The sequence below is a fragment of the Kordia sp. E genome (assembly GCF_056033805.1).
In genome coordinates this window covers 1-17,739 of record NZ_JBRASR010000006.1, presented here as the reverse complement: position 1 = coordinate 17,739, position 17,739 = coordinate 1, and the positions used below count along the sequence as shown (strand labels likewise).

Genomic DNA, 17,739 nt, shown 5'->3' with positions numbered 1-17,739 from the left:
TAATATTTTTTAAATTCTTATAACTTCAAAGAAAGACTAAAAATAATTTGACTTGGTCTTGAATCTAATGTCCCTATTTGAACATTATTACTATCCAAAATACTAGCCTCATTCTGTGTAAAACCTCTTTCGTAACGAACGTCCAATCCGATATTTCCAAATTTAACCATTGCACCAAAGTTGAATCCAACAGTAATATCATTTTTAACATCAGAAACTGTAGCGTTTTCAAAATCATTGTCTAATGTATATTGAAAAGCTGGTCCAGCAAAAACACTCAAAGGACCAATTACATCTAATCCTAATAAAACTGGAACATCAATTTTAGACATATCATATGCGTTTGATTGGTATTCACTTTTTGTTTTTGTGTATACAACTTCTGGACGAAGGTATAATTTACCCAAATCAATATTATAGTATGCTCCAACGTGATAGCCAATTTTTGCTTCACCGCTATCTTCTAAAATATTTTCTCCAGCAGTTACTACTTCTCTTAATTCTCCATTAGAGTTGAAGTTTAATCCTGCTTTTACACCAAATTGCGCAAAGCAACTTGCTGAAACAAACAGAAATACTAAACATAATAGGTTGTTTTTCATGATTTTAATATTTAATGTTACAGTACTAGAAACGGTTTTTTTCAGTATCTAGTACTTTAAAGAAAATCAATTTTGAGAAACCTATACGAAGAACTCAAAATTATATATTGAACTAATCCCGCATAAAAAGCGGGATCTAAGTTCTATTCTTTTTATTTTCTTTTAATTACTTTTTGTGTCGCTTTTACAATTGAGGCAGCATTTAAACCATACTTTTCCATTAATTGTGCTGGTGTTCCAGATTCTCCAAACGTATCTTGTGTTGCAACAAACTCTTGCGGTGTTGGCGTATTCAATGCTAATGTACGAGCAACGCTTTCTCCTAATCCACCTAAAAAGTTATGTTCTTCTGCAGTAACCACACAACCAGTTTTAGCAACAGACGCTAAAATAGCTTCTTCGTCTAATGGTTTAATAGTGTGAATATTGATTACTTCTGCAGAAATTCCTGCTTCCTCTAAGGTTTCAGCAGCTTGTAATGCTTCCCATACTAAATGTCCAGTTGCTACAATAGTTACGTCAGTTCCTTCTGTTAATTGAACTGCTTTTCCAATTTCAAATTTTTGATCAGCAGGCGTGAAGTTTGCTACTTTTGGGCGTCCAAAACGTAAGTAAACTGGACCATGATGCTCAGCTATTGCTAAAGTTGCTGCTTTAGTTTGATTGTAATCACACGTATTAATTACAGTCATTCCGGGTAACATTTTCATCAAACCAATATCTTCTAAAATTTGGTGTGTTGCTCCATCTTCTCCTAACGTAATTCCAGCATGTGAAGCACAGATTTTTACATTCTTATCAGAATAGGCAATCGATTGACGAATTTGATCATAAACTCTTCCTGTAGAAAAGTTCGCAAACGTTCCTGTAAATGGAATCTTTCCACCAATAGTCATTCCTGCAGCAATACACATCATGTTAGCTTCTGCAATTCCGATCTGGAAAAAACGTTCTGGATGATTATTTTTAAAATCGCCCATCTTTAACGAACCTGTTAAATCTGCACACATGGCAACTACATTTTCGTTTGTTTTTCCAAGTTCAGTAAGTCCATCTCCAAACCCTGAACGTGTATCTTTATTTCCTGTATTTGTATATTTTTTCATATTTCATTATCCACGAAAGTGAATACCTCTTTTTGATTAAACTTAATTTTTAGAAACTCTAGGATTTAATAATCACCTAACGTTTCAGGGTTTTGCGCTAATGCACTTTCTAACTGCTCATCACTTGGAGCTTTTCCGTGCCAAGCATGTGTGTTCATCATAAAATCAACACCATTCCCCATTTCAGTATGTAGTAATACACAAACAGGTTTTCCTTTTCCAGTTTTAGCTTTAGCTTCTGCCAAACCATCTTTAATTGCTTGGATGTTATTTCCGTCTTTAATATCTAAAACGTCCCAACCAAATGCTTCAAACTTTGCTCTAAGTGAACCTAAAGGCAATACATCGTCCGTAGCACCATCAATTTGTTTTTTGTTATAATCAATTGTTGCGATATAATTATCAACATTGTTTCCAGCGGCATACATTGCAGCTTCCCAAATTTGTCCTTCTTGCAATTCTCCATCACCATGTAAAGAGTATACCAAGTGATCATCACCGTTTAACTTCTTCGTTAACGCAGCTCCAATTGCAACTGACATTCCTTGTCCTAGCGAACCAGAAGCAATACGAATTCCAGGCAAACCTTCATGTGTTGTTGGATGACCTTGTAAGCGAGAATTTAACAAACGAAACGTGTTTAACTCTTCCACAGGGAAATAACCACGATGCGCTAATACGCTATAAATTACAGGTGAAATATGGCCATTAGACAAAAAGAAAACATCTTCTTCTTTTCCGTCCATATCGAAACCTTCTTTCAGTTTCATGGTATCATTATATAAAGTTGCTAAAAATTCAGCACATCCTAAAGAACCTCCTGGATGTCCAGAATTTACCTTATGTACCATTCTCAAGATATCTCTACGTACTTGAGTGACTAAATTTTCTAATGATTTGTTATCAGACATTGTGTATTTGTTAGTAGTTTTTTACAGCTTCAAAAGTAAGTTATAAAATACCGATCACAAAGGAAGTTTGCAGGCTTTTATTAACGAAACTATGTGAATAAGGTAAAAAGTAAAAAAATGATTGTAAATAATTGAGAATGAAGTAGGAAAGTGGGTTGTTTTAATTTTTGAAGTCGTATCGTTTTTGTTTTGATTGGTGTTTTGGATTCTTGGAAGTATTCTTATTTTGTAGGTTATATCTTTTTACTCTAGTTAGAATTCTTTAGGTTTGTGGATACATATTTTTTAAAAAATGAAAATAAAGAAACACTTACTTATAGTCATTTGTGCAATCTTTTCACAAATAATCTTTTCACAAACTCAGTCAGATAAAACAGAAAAAGCTAAAAATGATATCGTTAAATTTACAAGCGGTACTGTTAAAGAAGGAAAAGTCATACTCAGAGGGATTCATAACTTTAGGGAAAACGCTAAAATAAAACTTTGTGACAACAATTATAAAAATTGCACAAAATATAAGCTTAAGGATATTTCTGAAATAATAATCAATTCAAGTCCTGATGATAACACAAACCTTGGTGAGTTATTTGCTGAGGTTAAAAGAGGAGATACAATTGATCTAGCAAATAAACATGCGGAGTTTAAAATATTGTATAACCCAAAAAGAAGACCAGAGACGCCATTAGCAAGTAAATTAGTTTTTGAAGGGAAGAACCACAATTTTTATTCATATAGTATAATGATGGATAGAGGTCATTCGAGTAGTATATATATAACAGACAAAGAAAGTAATTTGATTAAGTTTAAGTTTAGTAATATAAATAATAAAAAAACTGTAAAAGAATTAAATAATCTTTTTAGTAATTGTAGCGGTATAGCAGCGGAATCAAAAAAAAAGAGAAAGGAACTTAAAAAGAAACCACTTTTATACTTTCTAAAAATGGTTGATAAATGTCTCTAAGTTATTAATGATGACTGTTGCGGGCTTCTAGCTTTACTGAAAACAACCAACTCTAACACATTGTTAGATTTTTTCGCACATTACAATTCACAAAGCTTGAAAAACTCAATTAAAAATTAAAATCATAAGTTGATTCTTAAATTTTAATTTTTTATTAGTAAAATGATCACGCAATCTTACTTATATTTGCCAACTGATCATACTATGTTGTGTTGTGAAAAGTAATTTCTGGCTGTAGCCGAAAAAATCATATACAACTCAAATGACAGCATAGAAAGAGAATAGCATATACATGAAATTTGAATTAAAAGCAAAAGATCCACAAAGCAAGGCGAGAGCAGGAGTGATGACAACAGATCACGGAACGATTGAAACGCCTATTTTTATGCCTGTGGGAACGATTGGAACCGTAAAAGGAGTACACCAACGTGAATTGAAAGAAGATATAAATCCAGATATTATTCTATCAAATACATATCACTTATATCTAAGACCACACACAGAAATTCTTGAAAAAGCAGGAGGATTGCACAAATTCATGAATTGGGATAGAAATATTCTGACTGATTCTGGTGGATATCAAGTCTATTCACTTTCGGCAAACCGAAAAATAAAAGAAGAAGGCGTAAAGTTCAAATCACATATTGATGGTTCATACCATTTCTTTACACCTGAAAATGTAATGGAAATTCAGCGTACCATCGGAGCTGATATTATCATGGCTTTTGACGAATGCACACCATATCCATGTGATTACAGATATGCAAAACGCTCTATGCACATGACGCATCGTTGGTTGGATAGATGTATTAGTCACTTAGAAAAAGTACCATTCAAATACGATTACAGTCAAGCATTTTTTCCAATCGTTCAAGGAAGTACATACAAAGACTTACGAAAGCAATCTGCTGAATTTATCGCTTCGCGTGAAGCAGTAGGAAATGCTATTGGCGGATTATCCGTTGGAGAACCTGCTGAGGAAATGTATGCAATGACAGATGTTGTGTGTGAAATTCTTCCAGAAGACAAACCACGTTATTTAATGGGCGTTGGAACACCAATTAATATTCTTGAAAACATTGCATTAGGTGTTGATATGTTCGATTGTGTAATGCCAACACGTAATGCGCGTAATGGAATGTTATTTACAGCACACGGAAGCATCAATATCAAAAATAAAAAGTGGGAAGATGATTTTTCTCCTATTGATGAAATGGGTATTACATATGTGGATACAGAATATTCAAAAGCATATTTACGCCACTTATTCTCTGTGAATGAATTGCTTGGGAAGCAAATTGCAACCATTCACAACTTAGGATTCTATCTTTGGTTGACTAGAGAAGCAAGAAAACATATCTTAGCAGGAGATTTTAGAACTTGGAAGGATATGATGGTTAAACAAATGGATAAACGTCTATAATAACAGATGAAAATATTAGATTGGTATATCATTAAAAAATATCTGGCAACATTCTCTGTAATGTTGTTGCTTTTTGTTCCTATTGGAATAATGGTAGATATTTCTGAAAACATTGACAAAATGCTTGCGTCAGAAGCTCCAGCTGGAGCTATTGTATTGTATTATGTAAACTTTGTCATCTACTTTGCCAATTTACTATTTCCAATATTTTTATTCCTTTCGGTAATTTGGTTTACATCAAAACTAGCGAATGATACTGAAATTATTGCTATTCTGAGTTCAGGAGTTTCATATCTACGTTTCTTACGACCATTTTTAGTAGCGGCTTCCATTGTAGCGGTAGCAGCTTTTATAATGGGAATGTTTATTGTTCCGAATGCGAGTAGAGGATTTAATGAATTTCGATTTGAATACATAAAAAAGAATCGTAAAAAGGTAAGAGATAATACAGAAATCTACAAGCAAGTCTCTAACAATGATTTTGTATACCTAAAAGGATTCAATTTTGAGCAAAAGCGTGGAGATGACTTTACGTTAGAGCATTTTGAAGACAATGTATTGAAATATAAAATACAAGCACGTTCTATCAGGTATAATGAAGATGATAGTACATATACGTTACGAGGTGTAAAAAAACGTATGATAGGAGTGATGAATGATAGTATACACAGTCAGCGAAAACTTGATACTATTTTTCCTTTTGAAGTAGAAGACTTAACGCCTGTAACCTATATGGCGGAAACATTAAATTATAAAGAACTTGATAAGTTTATTGAAAAAGAACGCTTGGCTGGTTCGCCAAATGTAAGCAAGCATTTACTAGTAAAATACAAACGTTGGAGTTTGCCAATCACAGCTTTCATCCTTACCATTATAGCGGTAGCAGTATCTTCTATGAAACGTAGAGGAGGAATGGGTGTGAATTTAGCCTTTGGTATTTCAATAGCGTTTATATACATATTCTTTGATAAGATTTTTGGAACTATGGCAGAGAAATCTGGTTTCTCACCAATGTTAGCTGTTTGGGTTCCTAATTTAGTTTTTGGAGTATTGGCCATATATTTATTGTACAATGCTAGGCGATAAACTCAAAAACTATTTACACTTACACTTACTGGTATTTATTGCTGGATTTACAGCAGTACTAGGCAAGTTAATTACAATTAAGGCGATTCCATTAGTATGGTATCGGATGTTAATTGCAGGTGTAATCATGTTTGGTTTCATCAAAATTTCAAAAATACATCTCAAAATTACGCTAAAAACATTTTCGAAATTTGCGATAGCAGGAATTGTGGTAGCATTGCATTGGATCACGTTTTTTGGTGCAATTGATGTTTCAAACGTATCTATAACCTTAGTAATGTTTTCTACAGGAGCATTTTTTGCATCCTTTATAGAACCTATCATTTACAAGCGTAAAATAATTTGGTATGAAATCATCTTTGGAATTATTGTAATTATTGGAGTTTCTATCATTATGAATAGTGAATTTAAATACATCAACGGAATCATTCTAGGAGTTATTTCTGCATTTTTGTCGTCACTATTTGCGGTATTAAACGGTAAATTTGTAGAAAAGCATGACGCTTCAACCATATCTTTTTATGAATTTATCTGTGGTGTTGTATTTATATCAAGCTATCTTATATTTGCAGCAGACGGTTTTAGAAAAGAAGATTTCTTCTTTCTAAGTACAAACGATTGGATTTATATATTCATTCTAGCTTCTGTATGTACGGCATATGCATTTATTGCATCAACACATATAATGCGTTATATTAGCCCATATACAGTAGTGTTAACCTATAATTTAGAAATTGTATATGGAATTATATTAGCATTGCTATTATTTCCGTTAGAAGAAAAAATGACGCCAGGATTTTACTATGGAAGTCTACTTGTTGTAGCAACTGTACTAGCAAATGGAATCATAAAAAATAAAAGGAAAAGAAAATCCGATGTCGGCATTGATGTTTCCTAAATTAAAGTTTTATATTTGTAAATTGAAACAACTAAACATACCCTCAAAAGCATGGAATATTTAGATTTTGAGCTACCTATAAAAGAATTAGAAGAGCAGCTGTCAAAATGTGTCGCTATTGGACATGAAAGTGATATTGATGTTACTGAAACTTGTCAGCAAATCGAAACAAAGTTAGCAAAGACTAAAAAAGAATTATACGAGAACTTGACACCTTGGCAACGTGTTCAAATGTCAAGACATCCATCTCGTCCATATACATTAGACTATATCAACGCGCTAAGTGGAGATACATTCTTAGAATTGCATGGAGATCGTAATGTAAAAGATGACAAAGCTATGATTGGCGGTTTGGGAAAAATCGGAGATCAAAGTTTTATGTTCATCGGACAACAAAAAGGATACAACACTAAAACACGTCAATATCGTAACTTCGGTATGGCAAATCCTGAAGGATATCGTAAAGCATTGCGCTTAATGAAATCAGCTGAAAAGTTTGGAATTCCTGTAATATCATTAATTGATACACCAGGTGCATATCCAGGATTTGAAGCAGAAGAAAGAGGACAAGGAGAAGCAATTGCTCGTAATATTCTTGAAATGACACGCCTAAAAGTGCCAATCATTGTAGTGATTATTGGTGAAGGAGCTTCTGGTGGAGCTTTAGGAATAGGAGTTGGTGACAAAGTATTAATGTTAGAAAATACATGGTACTCTGTAATATCACCAGAATCGTGTTCGTCAATCTTATGGCGTAGTTGGGAATACAAAGAACAAGCTGCAGAAGCTTTAAAACTTACAGCTAAGGACATGAAAAAGATGAAATTAGTTGATGAAATCGTGAAAGAACCACTTGGTGGCGCGCACAATGACAGAAAATTAACTTTTGAAATTGTTCGCACATCAATTATGAATGCTTATGATGATTTAAAAAACTTATCACAAGTAGATTTGATCGATTCCCGCATGGACAAGTATTCTAAAATGGGAGAATTCAAAGGATAAACCTATACTATATAAGGAAGTATAAAAATCCGAAGTTAACACTTCGGATTTTTTTTCTGCTTATCAACAAAAAATCGTAACTTATTAACAATCGTACGTTAACGTTTCAAACGTTAATTTAACTCGCATACGTAAAAGTAATACCTACTTTCGCAGTCATGGAAAATACAAACCCTAAGCAAACATATAAAACCGATAAAAGTAATATCATAAGCCTTGAGAAAGGGAAATTGCCTCCACAAGCCATCGATTTAGAAGAAGTTGTACTTGGTGCAATGATGATTGATAAGAAAGGTGTAGATGAGGTAATTGATATTCTAAGCCCGGAAGCATTTTATAAGGAAGCAAATAAATTTGTTTTTGAAGCAATCTTTCAATTATTCGAAAATTCAGAACCAATAGATTTATTAACGGTATCATCTCAATTACGAAAAAACACAAAATTAAACTTAGTTGGCGGTGATTTCTATTTAATATCGCTTACGCAAAAAGTATCATCTTCAGCACATATTGAATTCCATGCACGTATCATCCTTCAAAAGTTCATTCAACGTAGTTTGATAAAAATTTCAAACGAAATTATTGAAGATGCCTATGATGAAACTACGGATGTATTTAGTTTATTAGACAAAGCAGAATCTCGTTTGTATGAAGTGACACAGGGAAACATTAAAAAATCTTCAGAAACTGCACAGAGTTTAGTAATTCAGGCAAAGAAAAAAATTGAAGAAATTTCCAATAAAGAAGGTTTAAGTGGTGTTCCAACTGGATTTACGCAGTTAGATAAATTAACTTCTGGTTGGCAACCGAGTGATTTAATTATTATTGCTGCACGTCCTGGTATGGGAAAAACGGCATTAACCTTGTCGATGGCACGAAATATTGCCGTAGATCAAAATATTCCTGTTGCTTTCTTCTCATTAGAGATGGCTTCTGTACAGTTAATTACGCGTTTAATTTCTTCGGAAACAGGTTTGTCTTCGGAAAAACTACGTACTGGAAAACTAGCAAAACATGAATGGGAACAATTAAATGTAAAAGTAAAAGGACTTGAAAAAGCACCTTTATTTATTGATGATACACCTTCACTTTCCATCTTTGACTTACGTGCAAAAGCAAGACGTTTAGCATCGCAACACGGAATCAAAATGATTATGATTGATTACTTGCAGTTAATGACTGCTGGAGGAAGTCAAAAAGGAGGAGGAAATCGTGAACAAGAAATATCTACAATTTCTCGTAACCTAAAAGCGTTAGCAAAAGAATTAAATGTACCAGTAATTGCTTTATCACAGTTATCGCGTGCAGTGGAAACACGTGGAGGAACAAAACGTCCTTTATTATCAGATTTACGTGAATCTGGAGCGATTGAGCAAGATGCCGATATTGTATCATTTATTTATCGTCCAGAATATTATAAAATTGAAGAATGGGATGATGATGAACGTTCACCAACTGAAGGGCAAGGAGAATTTATTGTGGCAAAACACAGAAATGGTGGTTTGGAAAATATTCGATTGAAATTTATTGGACATTTAGGTAAGTTTGATAACTTAGAAACCTTTGATTCACCATTTGAATTTCATTCAAAAATGAACGACGCTGCTAATGATGATACATTCAAAACAAGCAATTTACCTAGTGCAGATGAAGCATTCGGAAGTTCAATGAATGATGATTTTACTCCAGATGACAACGAAGTGCCGTTTTAAACACAAGTTAATCTAAGTATACATACAAGAACTATTTTATAGTGAAATAGGAATCGTAAAAAAACAAACAGTGTCTCCGATGAAATGGCGATACACAGCAATCTATGCGTTGAATTCTATCAGTTTTTTATCCAAAAAAAGACACTAAAACTCACTTTTACAACATTTTGAAGCTTGGGTGATCAAAACAAAAAACTACTTTTGATAAAAACGTGGGAACTTTGATGAATTTTCGATTATCTCAGAAACATGGCACAACATTTATATCTGTGTTGCCAACTAAGCGAAATCGAAGCAATTAATTTGAGTATTATTTTACGCTATACATTTAATTCTCTTAATTTGCTATGTGTTAGAAATTGATTAGATGTAATTATGAATATATTTTCTAAACTATTTGGCGGTAGTAACAAATCCAAAAAGCAAGTACATATACATTATGTGCTTTACGATTCCAAAAATGTTTATTATTTAAAAAAGATGCAGAAAACTATTGTATTTTTTCCAGATCGGATCAATACAAATGCATTATCTGAAGCTCAAACAAAACATATCTTTACTAAAAAATTTCGCTCACTATTCGAATTTTGGAACTACATTACTAAATCTAAAAAATGGTATTTGGAATATCAGGCAAATTCTATTGAAGGTATAGGAGATTATATAGAGATTTTGGCACCACTTATAGTAAATTCAACAAATGAATTGAGGCGAAAAATGGAATTTTTAGATAAAGATATCTACATTATTGCAGCATGGGATGATTTACTTTTTCGATATAAGGAGAAAAGTGAATTAGTTTTCAAAGAAAGTCAAAAACTAAAAACTTTTTGTGCTAATTGCGGGAAAGAACGAATAGGGTTTAGTCAACGGTATCCAAAATCAATTTGCCATGATTGTTCCCTTAAAGTCACAGACAATAATGGTAGAAGCGTAGAATTTTTTAATTCCCATATTGAAGGTTATGGCTGTCAAGGTTATTACTTAGGAACGAATCAACAAGAAAAATACGAATCTGATATATGTTTTATTCAAGAAAAAGAATTTATTGCAGAAGAAGCCAGATTTGGAGGTATTGTAATAAATCTTAAAGAATGATAAGCTAATAATGAAACCATAAACTATTAAGTGTAACTATACTTCTGTTATAGAAACTATAAATTCTTCATGAAACGTATAATTTTTACGTATCTTTCCGTTGTATAAAATACAATGCAATTGAAAGTTAAAAATGTTATCACATTAGTCGTAGTCTTACTATTTTCGATAAGTAGCTATGCTTCCTATATTCTGATTCCAATGGATGTAGATTCTCAAAAAGATCATCTAAAAGCATACGGAATTACCTATTGGTCATTGGAAAAAAAGATCAAAGTAAAATGGTTGCTTAACTATAGAGGTGGATCATTTTTATTACCTGCAATTGATGCAGTTGAAAAAGAATGTAAAATCAGAGGTGTTTCATACGAAATACTTTCAGATTCCAAAACAGCTGCGATGTTAGCAGAAATTGCGAGTCCAAGTAAAAATCAGGAAGCAGTTATTTTAGAAAAGGCGCCAAAAGTCGCTGTATATTCTCCAAAGGGAAATGTTCCTTGGGATGATGCGGTTACAATGGTATTGACATATGCCGAAATACCATATGAAGTTGTCTATGACGAGGAAGTATTAGCTGATGGATTGGTTCAATATGATTGGTTGCACTTACATCATGAAGACTTTACAGGTCAATATGGTAAGTTTTATGGAATTTACAGATCAGCTCCTTGGTATATTCGTGAAAAGAAAGCAGCTGAAGAGCGTGCAAAAAAACTTGGATACGATAAAGTTTCAGAAGAAAAACGTGATGTTGCCTTAAAAATTCGTGATTATGTAATTGGTGGCGGATTTATGTTTGCCATGTGTAGTGCAACAGATAGTTTTGATATTGCGCTTGCTGCAGAAGGCGTAGACATTTGTGAGCCAATGTTTGATGGTGATGTTTCCGATAGAAATTATCAAAACAAAATAGATTTCAATAAAACATTTGCTTTTACAAACTTCGAATTAGAACGTAGTTCCACAAAATATGAGTTTTCGTCTATTGATATGACCGCTAAAAGGCGAATAGTTAAAGATGCAGATTACTTTACACTAATGGATTTTTCAGCAAAATGGGATCCAATTCCAACGATGTTATGTCAAAATCATACAGCATTGGTAAAAGGTTTCATGGGACAAACGACAAGTTTTGATCGTTCACAAATAAAACCATCGGTATTAATCTTAGGAGAAAACAGAACAAATGGAGAAGGTCGCTACATACACGGAATCAAAGGAAAAGGGTTTTTCACCTTTTATGGCGGACACGACCCAGAAGATTATCAGCATAGAGTAGGAGATCCAAAAACGGAATTGGAACTACATCCAAATTCTCCAGGATATCGATTAATCTTAAACAACATTCTATTTCCAGCAGCTAAAAAGAAGAAGCAGAAAACGTGATTCTTTTATTATAACATGAAGTAAATTTCTTCCTCAATTCTCATGTAGATCTATTATTATTCATATAATTTACAACGTTTAGAATAAGTTTTTGTTAGCATAAATTGCCTAATTTACGGTAGTTTGAGTTTTCAGTTCTGTAATTTATAGGTAGCTTTAGCTTATTATTAATTTAAAAAATGACAATTATGTTAGAAAAACTTGAACAATTTAGAATTGAAAAACCACATACTATTCATGGAGGTTACACAGCAACGGATGACTTGTTTAAATGGAGAAAAACAAATCCTTAGTATATAAACAGGTTTCGACTTTATTTTAATAGTACACTTTTTTTTGTCATACAGTTAGTATCAAACCAGCTTCTTATTTCTAAAAGAGTGTAACACTTTTTCTTTTATCGGGGTATACTCAATGGAAGTCTTAGTGAATCTATATTATTCTATTAACTCGTATCATTATTAATTTTTAAAACCAATACAATTATGTTAGAAAAACTTGAACAGTTTAGTATTGAAAAGCCAAATGCCATTCATGGAGGTTACACAGCTACTGATGATTTATGGAAGTGGCGATAGTAGTTACTTCTATTAGTAGTGTAGTATTTATAGGCTAAAGCGAACTTCGGTTCGTTTTTTTATTCAATAAATTCACTAGCATAAATCGGTCAATTTAGGGTAGTTTCTGTTTTAAACCTCATAATTTATAGGTTGCTTTGTTTCATTATTAATTAAAATCAAACATTATGAAAAAAAGCAATTTAAAACATTTGCTGTTAAACAAAAAGGTCATATCCAAGCTAGATCTTTTAAACATGAAAGGAGGTGCTATTGACAATTCTTTCAATGAATGTATTCGTACATTAGATTTGAATGGAGTCAATATTTGCTTTAAAACAAATCAGAAAGCGTGTGAAGTAAGTGTAATAATAACATGTATAACACAAACTGAACTTCCTACGTGTAGAGATTGTGTGTAGAATTCAATTCTTTAGGAATTAACAAAAATAAAAATCCTGACTTATTTTTGTTGTATTGCCTAACTTGTGTTGAATAAATTTAAAAAAGATATTGATTGATGTATAAAAAAAACCGACTCAAAACGAGTCGGTTTTTTGTTTGTAAACCTAGGATAAACTGATATGCTAGTAAGAAAGTACTTGCTGGTTTGCCGCAGATGGGAAAACATTGATACCTTGTGTGGTGTATACTAATGTTGACCAAGAGTTAGCACCTCCAGGTAAATTTAAATTTACAGAGTTTCCATTAATTGTTACTGTGATTTTGTCACCTGCTTGAAAAGTATGCCCAGTTGATTGATCTCCTTCTGTAGGAACTTCAATTTTGTCTCCATTAACTTTTGTTGTTAACGGTCCACCTGAAATATTTACTATGTTAAAAAAATTGTTTGATGCCATGATATTTAATATTTAAAAAATAATGCCTACTCTGTTTTTTAGGATTTTCGGTTTGCTCCTTTTGTAATCTGAAAAACATTGTACACTATTTTCTTTTTGATTACATAGCAAAGATCAACAGAAATCTATAGGAGTATTAGCGTGAAATTACATGAATTCTAAAAACAAGTAAAATTATATCTTCAATGCGTATATCCACGTGGTTAAATTTTGAGCATAAAAAAACCGACTCGTGAGAGTCGGTTTTTATAAGCGAAATATATATTATTATTTGACGATTTACTTTACTTTATCAACAATTGCTTTGAAAGCTTCTGGATGATTCATAGCTAAATCAGCTAAAACCTTACGGTTCAATTCGATTTCATTAGCTTTAACTTTCCCCATAAACTTAGAATAAGACATTCCATTTAGTCTAGCTCCCGCATTAATACGAGTAATCCATAATGCACGAAATGTTCTTTTCTTGTTTCTACGGTCTCTATAGGCATAACCCATAGCTTTGTCAACCGCGTTCTTTGCAACTGTCCAAACGTTTTTACGTCTTCCAAAGTAACCTTTGGCTTGTTTTAATACCTTTTTTCTTCGGGCTCTACGAGCAACCGCGTTTACTGATCTTGGCATACTTTTAAATGTGTTTTTGTAGTAGGCGATTCAAAATTGAATTCTTTTATTGAGCCTAACTCCAGGGTTTATAAATTGTTTTTAACCGAAAGAACGGATTACTTTAAACGTAATTGTTCTTTAATACTGTTAACATCATGATCATGCACTAATGCACTATGAGTTAACGCAAGCTTACGCTTCTTAGACTTCTTTGTTAAGATGTGGCTTTTGAAAGCGTGCTTTCTTTTAATTTTACCAGAACCTGTAAGCTTAAAACGCTTTTTAGCACTGGATTTTGTTTTCATTTTAGGCATAATTCCTAAGTTGTTTTAAATACTTCGCTTATTATTTTTATTTCTTTTTAGGTGCGATGAACATAATCATTCGCTTTCCTTCTAATTTTGGCATTTGCTCCACTTTCCCTAGTTCTTCTAGTTCTTGTGCTAGTCTTAATAACAAGATTTGACCTTGATCTTTATAGATTATAGAACGTCCTTTAAAGAAAACATATGCTTTCAATTTAGCGCCTTCACGAAGGAACTTTTCGGCATGCTTCTTTTTGAACTCATAATCGTGATCATCAGTTTGAGGACCGAAACGAATTTCTTTAACAGTAACCTTCGTTGCCTTTGCTTTTAATGATTTTTCACGTTTTTTCTGTTCGTAAAGGAATTTCTTATAATCCATTATTTTACAAACAGGTGGATTAGCTTTAGGTGAAATTTCAACTAAATCTAACTCTTGTTCTTCTGCTATGGCAAGCGCTTTTCTTGTTGGATAAACACCAACTTCAACATTGTCTCCAACAAGGCGAACCTCAGGAGCGTTGATTTTTCTGTTAATTCTGTGTGGATCTTCCTTGATTTCTCTTCGAGGAGCTCTACTTCTTTTTCTTCGTATTGCTATGGTTCTATAATTTTAGGTTAAACATTAAATGGCTTCAAGCTATTATTTATTTCTTTTTTTACCATTTCAGCAAATGCTTCCATGGTTAATGTTCCGATATCTCCGACTCCATGTCTACGTACAGAAACTGTGCCATCTTTCTCTTCCTGTTCTCCGATGATCAGCATAAATGGTACTTTGCTCATTTCTGCTTCTCGAATTTTCTTTCCTACAGTTTCGTTTCTGTTATCTATTTGGGCGCGAATTTCGTGATTTTCTAACAAATTTAAAACTTTTTTCCCGTAATTCTCATATTTTTCACTGACAGGTAAAAGATTTACTTGTTCAGTCATCAACCATAATGGGAAATTTCCGCCTGTATGTTCTAGTAAAATTGCAATAAATCGTTCCATACTTCCAAACGGTGCACGGTGAATCATTACAGGTCTATGTAGCTCGTTATCACTGCCTTTATATGTCAAATCGAAACGTTCTGGTAAATTGTAATCAACCTGAATTGTTCCTAATTGCCAGCTTCTTCCAAGTGCATCTTTTACCATAAAGTCTAACTTCGGCCCATAAAATGCGGCTTCTCCATATTCAACAACATAATTCAGCTCTTTCTCTTTTGCTGCATTAATAATTGCAGTTTCAGCTTTTTCCCAATTTTCATCAGAACCAATATACTTTTCTGGCTTCTCCGGATCGCGTAATGAAACTTGTGCTGTAAAGTTATCAAACCCTAATGAACCAAAAACATACATTACTAAATCAATTACGTTTTTAAACTCTTGATCTAGTTGGTCTGGTGTACAGAAAATATGTGCATCATCTTGCGTAAAACCTCTAACACGAGTTAATCCATGTAATTCTCCACTCTGTTCATAACGATATACAGTCCCAAATTCTGCAAAACGTTTCGGTAAATCTTTATAACTAAAAGGTTTTGCGTTATAAATTTCACAGTGATGTGGACAGTTCATCGGTTTCAATAAAAACTCTTCACCTTCTTTAGGTGTATTAATAGCCTGGAAACTATCTTCTCCATACTTAGCGTAATGACCAGAAGTTACATATAACTCTTTCTGTCCAATATGTGGAGAAATTACCATTTCGTAACCGGCTTTCTGTTGTGCTTTCTTTAGGAAACTTTCTAATTGTCCACGTAAAGCAGCTCCTTTTGGTAACCATAATGGTAAACCTTGTCCAACTTTTTGCGAAAAAGTAAACAATTCAAGTTCCTTTCCTAATTTTCTATGATCACGTTTCTTAGCTTCTTCTAGTAATACTAAGTATTCTTTCAGCTCTTTTTGCTTAGGAAAAGAAGTTCCGTAAATACGTGTCAACTGTTTATTCGTTTCATCACCTTTATAATAGGCTCCAGCAACGCTCATAATCTTTACGGCTTTCACAATTCCTGTGTTTGGAATATGTCCACCACGACATAAATCTGTAAACGTATCATGATCACAAAAAGTAATAGTTCCGTCTTCTAATCCTTCAACGAGTTCTACTTTATAATCGTTTCTACCTTTATAATAGGTTAATGCTTCTTCTTTAGTAGCGGAACGCATTTTAAAATCGTGCTTTCCTCTAGCAATTTCAAGCATCTTATCTTCAATAGTCTTAAAATCTTTATCGGTAATGGTGCCTTCGCCCATATCTACATCATAATAGAAGCCATTATCAACAGCAGGACCTACCCATAACTTAGCGTTTGGATACAAATCCAGAATAGCTTGTGCTAAAATATGTGCAGAAGAATGCCAAAAAGCTTTCTTTCCTTCGTCGTCTTTCCAGGTATACAATACAAGGTCTCCATCTTCTGTAAGTGGAGTAGTGGTTTCTACAATAACATTATTAAACTTTGCTGAAATAACATTTCGAGCAAAACCTTCACTAATATTCTTGGCAACATCCATTGGAGTGGCGCCCGAATCAAATTCTCTAACTGAGCCGTCTGGCAATGTAATTTTTATCATACAAAAATAAATATTAAGCCAACAAAGATAATACGAACCAAAAACCTGTACAATATATATAGGTATAATATCTAAAAAATATAACACATGTTAAAAGTGCTTACTGAGTATAGTCTAATTTATGGGGTTTCCATTTTTCTTTTACTATTAGAGTAAACGAAAACTGGTCACGCTGTCACGAGTCGCTCTCACTATATATATGTTTGTTTTACCAAGTGTATTAAAAGTATAGTCTTAGCGTAGTTGAAGTAATGATAGGTAAAGGTGAGGAGCTCCAACAAAAGCTCCATCGTTAACCCGATTAGGTTACTTATGGTTACCTATGTAAAAGGAAGGAAGCATTTGTGAATTAAATACAAAAGGATTTTTTAACCAAACACCAAACACCAAACACCAAACACCAAACACCAAAGGTTAATTAATTGAAATAAATTTAGAAAATAATTTTGTGATGTAAAATCCTTGTAAATAGGTTGTTGTGTTTGGGTTTAAAATAAAAGGTAAAAAAAGGTAATAAAAAGGTTGTGAGTTTGTAAAAGGTATTTATATTTGCAGCCGCTAAAGAGGAAACGAATTAGCTAAAAAAGTTCTGATAGTTATTGATTTTTTGGAGGAAAAAAGTTTTTTAAAAAATAAGTTTAAAAAGTTTTGGGATAATAAA

General features: G+C 33.0%; 17 protein-coding genes. 9 read left to right on the top strand and 8 right to left on the bottom strand.

The window, feature by feature from the left end:
- Positions 1-17: 17 nt before the first annotated feature.
- From ACUUYC_RS22040 to ACUUYC_RS22030, 3 genes are all read right to left on the bottom strand, one after another.
- Entirely contained in the window at positions 18-602 is a 585-nt protein-coding gene (locus tag ACUUYC_RS22040) for an outer membrane beta-barrel protein (protein WP_474269452.1), read from the bottom strand.
- 152 nt (positions 603-754) lie between these two features.
- Positions 755-1,708, bottom strand: coding sequence for a transketolase family protein (locus ACUUYC_RS22035; protein ID WP_474269450.1), 954 nt, complete (start codon positions 1,706-1,708; stop codon positions 755-757).
- A 65-nt stretch (positions 1,709-1,773) separates the two neighbouring features.
- Positions 1,774-2,619 (bottom strand): transketolase, encoded by an 846-nt coding sequence (locus ACUUYC_RS22030; RefSeq protein ID WP_474269449.1) that lies wholly within the window; start codon positions 2,617-2,619, stop codon positions 1,774-1,776.
- Positions 2,620-2,911: 292 nt separating this feature from the next.
- Between ACUUYC_RS22030 and ACUUYC_RS22025 the strand changes: the two genes are divergently transcribed.
- The 9 genes from ACUUYC_RS22025 (at position 2,912) to ACUUYC_RS21985 (ending at position 13,167) form a co-directional block, all read left to right on the top strand.
- Positions 2,912-3,580: a hypothetical protein gene (locus ACUUYC_RS22025; RefSeq protein ID WP_474269448.1), complete on the top strand. Its 669-nt coding sequence runs from the start codon at positions 2,912-2,914 to the stop codon at positions 3,578-3,580.
- 292 nt (positions 3,581-3,872) lie between these two features.
- Positions 3,873-5,003, top strand: a complete 1,131-nt coding sequence (tgt, locus tag ACUUYC_RS22020; RefSeq protein WP_474269446.1) for a tRNA guanosine(34) transglycosylase Tgt — start codon at positions 3,873-3,875, stop codon at positions 5,001-5,003.
- Positions 5,004-5,009: 6 nt separating this feature from the next.
- Positions 5,010-6,089: an LptF/LptG family permease gene (locus ACUUYC_RS22015; RefSeq protein ID WP_474269444.1), complete on the top strand. Its 1,080-nt coding sequence runs from the start codon at positions 5,010-5,012 to the stop codon at positions 6,087-6,089.
- Positions 6,076-6,987 (top strand): DMT family transporter, encoded by a 912-nt coding sequence (locus ACUUYC_RS22010; RefSeq protein WP_474269442.1) that lies wholly within the window; start codon positions 6,076-6,078, stop codon positions 6,985-6,987. Before ACUUYC_RS22015 ends, ACUUYC_RS22010 begins: the two co-directional genes overlap by 14 nt.
- A gap of 51 nt (positions 6,988-7,038) precedes the next feature.
- On the top strand, positions 7,039-7,992 hold the full coding sequence (locus ACUUYC_RS22005; protein ID WP_474269440.1) for an acetyl-CoA carboxylase carboxyltransferase subunit alpha: 954 nt from the start codon (positions 7,039-7,041) through the stop codon (positions 7,990-7,992).
- A gap of 158 nt (positions 7,993-8,150) precedes the next feature.
- A complete protein-coding gene (gene dnaB / locus ACUUYC_RS22000) occupies positions 8,151-9,704 on the top strand; it encodes a replicative DNA helicase (RefSeq protein ID WP_474269439.1) in 1,554 nt (517 codons plus the stop codon).
- Positions 9,705-10,184: 480 nt separating this feature from the next.
- Positions 10,185-10,802, top strand: a complete 618-nt coding sequence (locus ACUUYC_RS21995; protein ID WP_474269438.1) for a hypothetical protein — start codon at positions 10,185-10,187, stop codon at positions 10,800-10,802.
- Positions 10,803-10,916: 114 nt separating this feature from the next.
- Positions 10,917-12,188: an asparagine synthetase B gene (locus tag ACUUYC_RS21990; protein ID WP_474269436.1), complete on the top strand. Its 1,272-nt coding sequence runs from the start codon at positions 10,917-10,919 to the stop codon at positions 12,186-12,188.
- 745 nt (positions 12,189-12,933) lie between these two features.
- Positions 12,934-13,167, top strand: coding sequence for a hypothetical protein (locus tag ACUUYC_RS21985; protein ID WP_474269434.1), 234 nt, complete (start codon positions 12,934-12,936; stop codon positions 13,165-13,167).
- A 165-nt stretch (positions 13,168-13,332) separates the two neighbouring features.
- Here the strand turns inward: ACUUYC_RS21985 and ACUUYC_RS21980 are convergent, their stop codons facing one another.
- The 5 genes from ACUUYC_RS21980 to thrS form a co-directional block, all read right to left on the bottom strand.
- Positions 13,333-13,605: a hypothetical protein gene (locus ACUUYC_RS21980; RefSeq protein ID WP_474269433.1), complete on the bottom strand. Its 273-nt coding sequence runs from the start codon at positions 13,603-13,605 to the stop codon at positions 13,333-13,335.
- Positions 13,606-13,884: 279 nt separating this feature from the next.
- Positions 13,885-14,229 carry a 50S ribosomal protein L20 gene (gene rplT, locus ACUUYC_RS21975; protein ID WP_474269431.1) on the bottom strand — a complete coding sequence of 115 codons (345 nt, stop codon included), beginning with the start codon at positions 14,227-14,229 and terminating at the stop codon, positions 13,885-13,887.
- A 98-nt stretch (positions 14,230-14,327) separates the two neighbouring features.
- Complete coding sequence (rpmI, locus tag ACUUYC_RS21970; protein ID WP_474269429.1) at positions 14,328-14,525, bottom strand: 50S ribosomal protein L35; 198 nt, start codon at positions 14,523-14,525, stop codon at positions 14,328-14,330.
- A 37-nt stretch (positions 14,526-14,562) separates the two neighbouring features.
- Positions 14,563-15,075, bottom strand: coding sequence for a translation initiation factor IF-3 (gene infC, locus ACUUYC_RS21965; protein ID WP_474270559.1), 513 nt, complete (start codon positions 15,073-15,075; stop codon positions 14,563-14,565).
- A 59-nt stretch (positions 15,076-15,134) separates the two neighbouring features.
- Entirely contained in the window at positions 15,135-17,078 is a 1,944-nt protein-coding gene (gene thrS / locus ACUUYC_RS21960) for a threonine--tRNA ligase (protein ID WP_474269428.1), read from the bottom strand.
- Between the last annotated feature and the right edge of the window lie 661 nt (positions 17,079-17,739).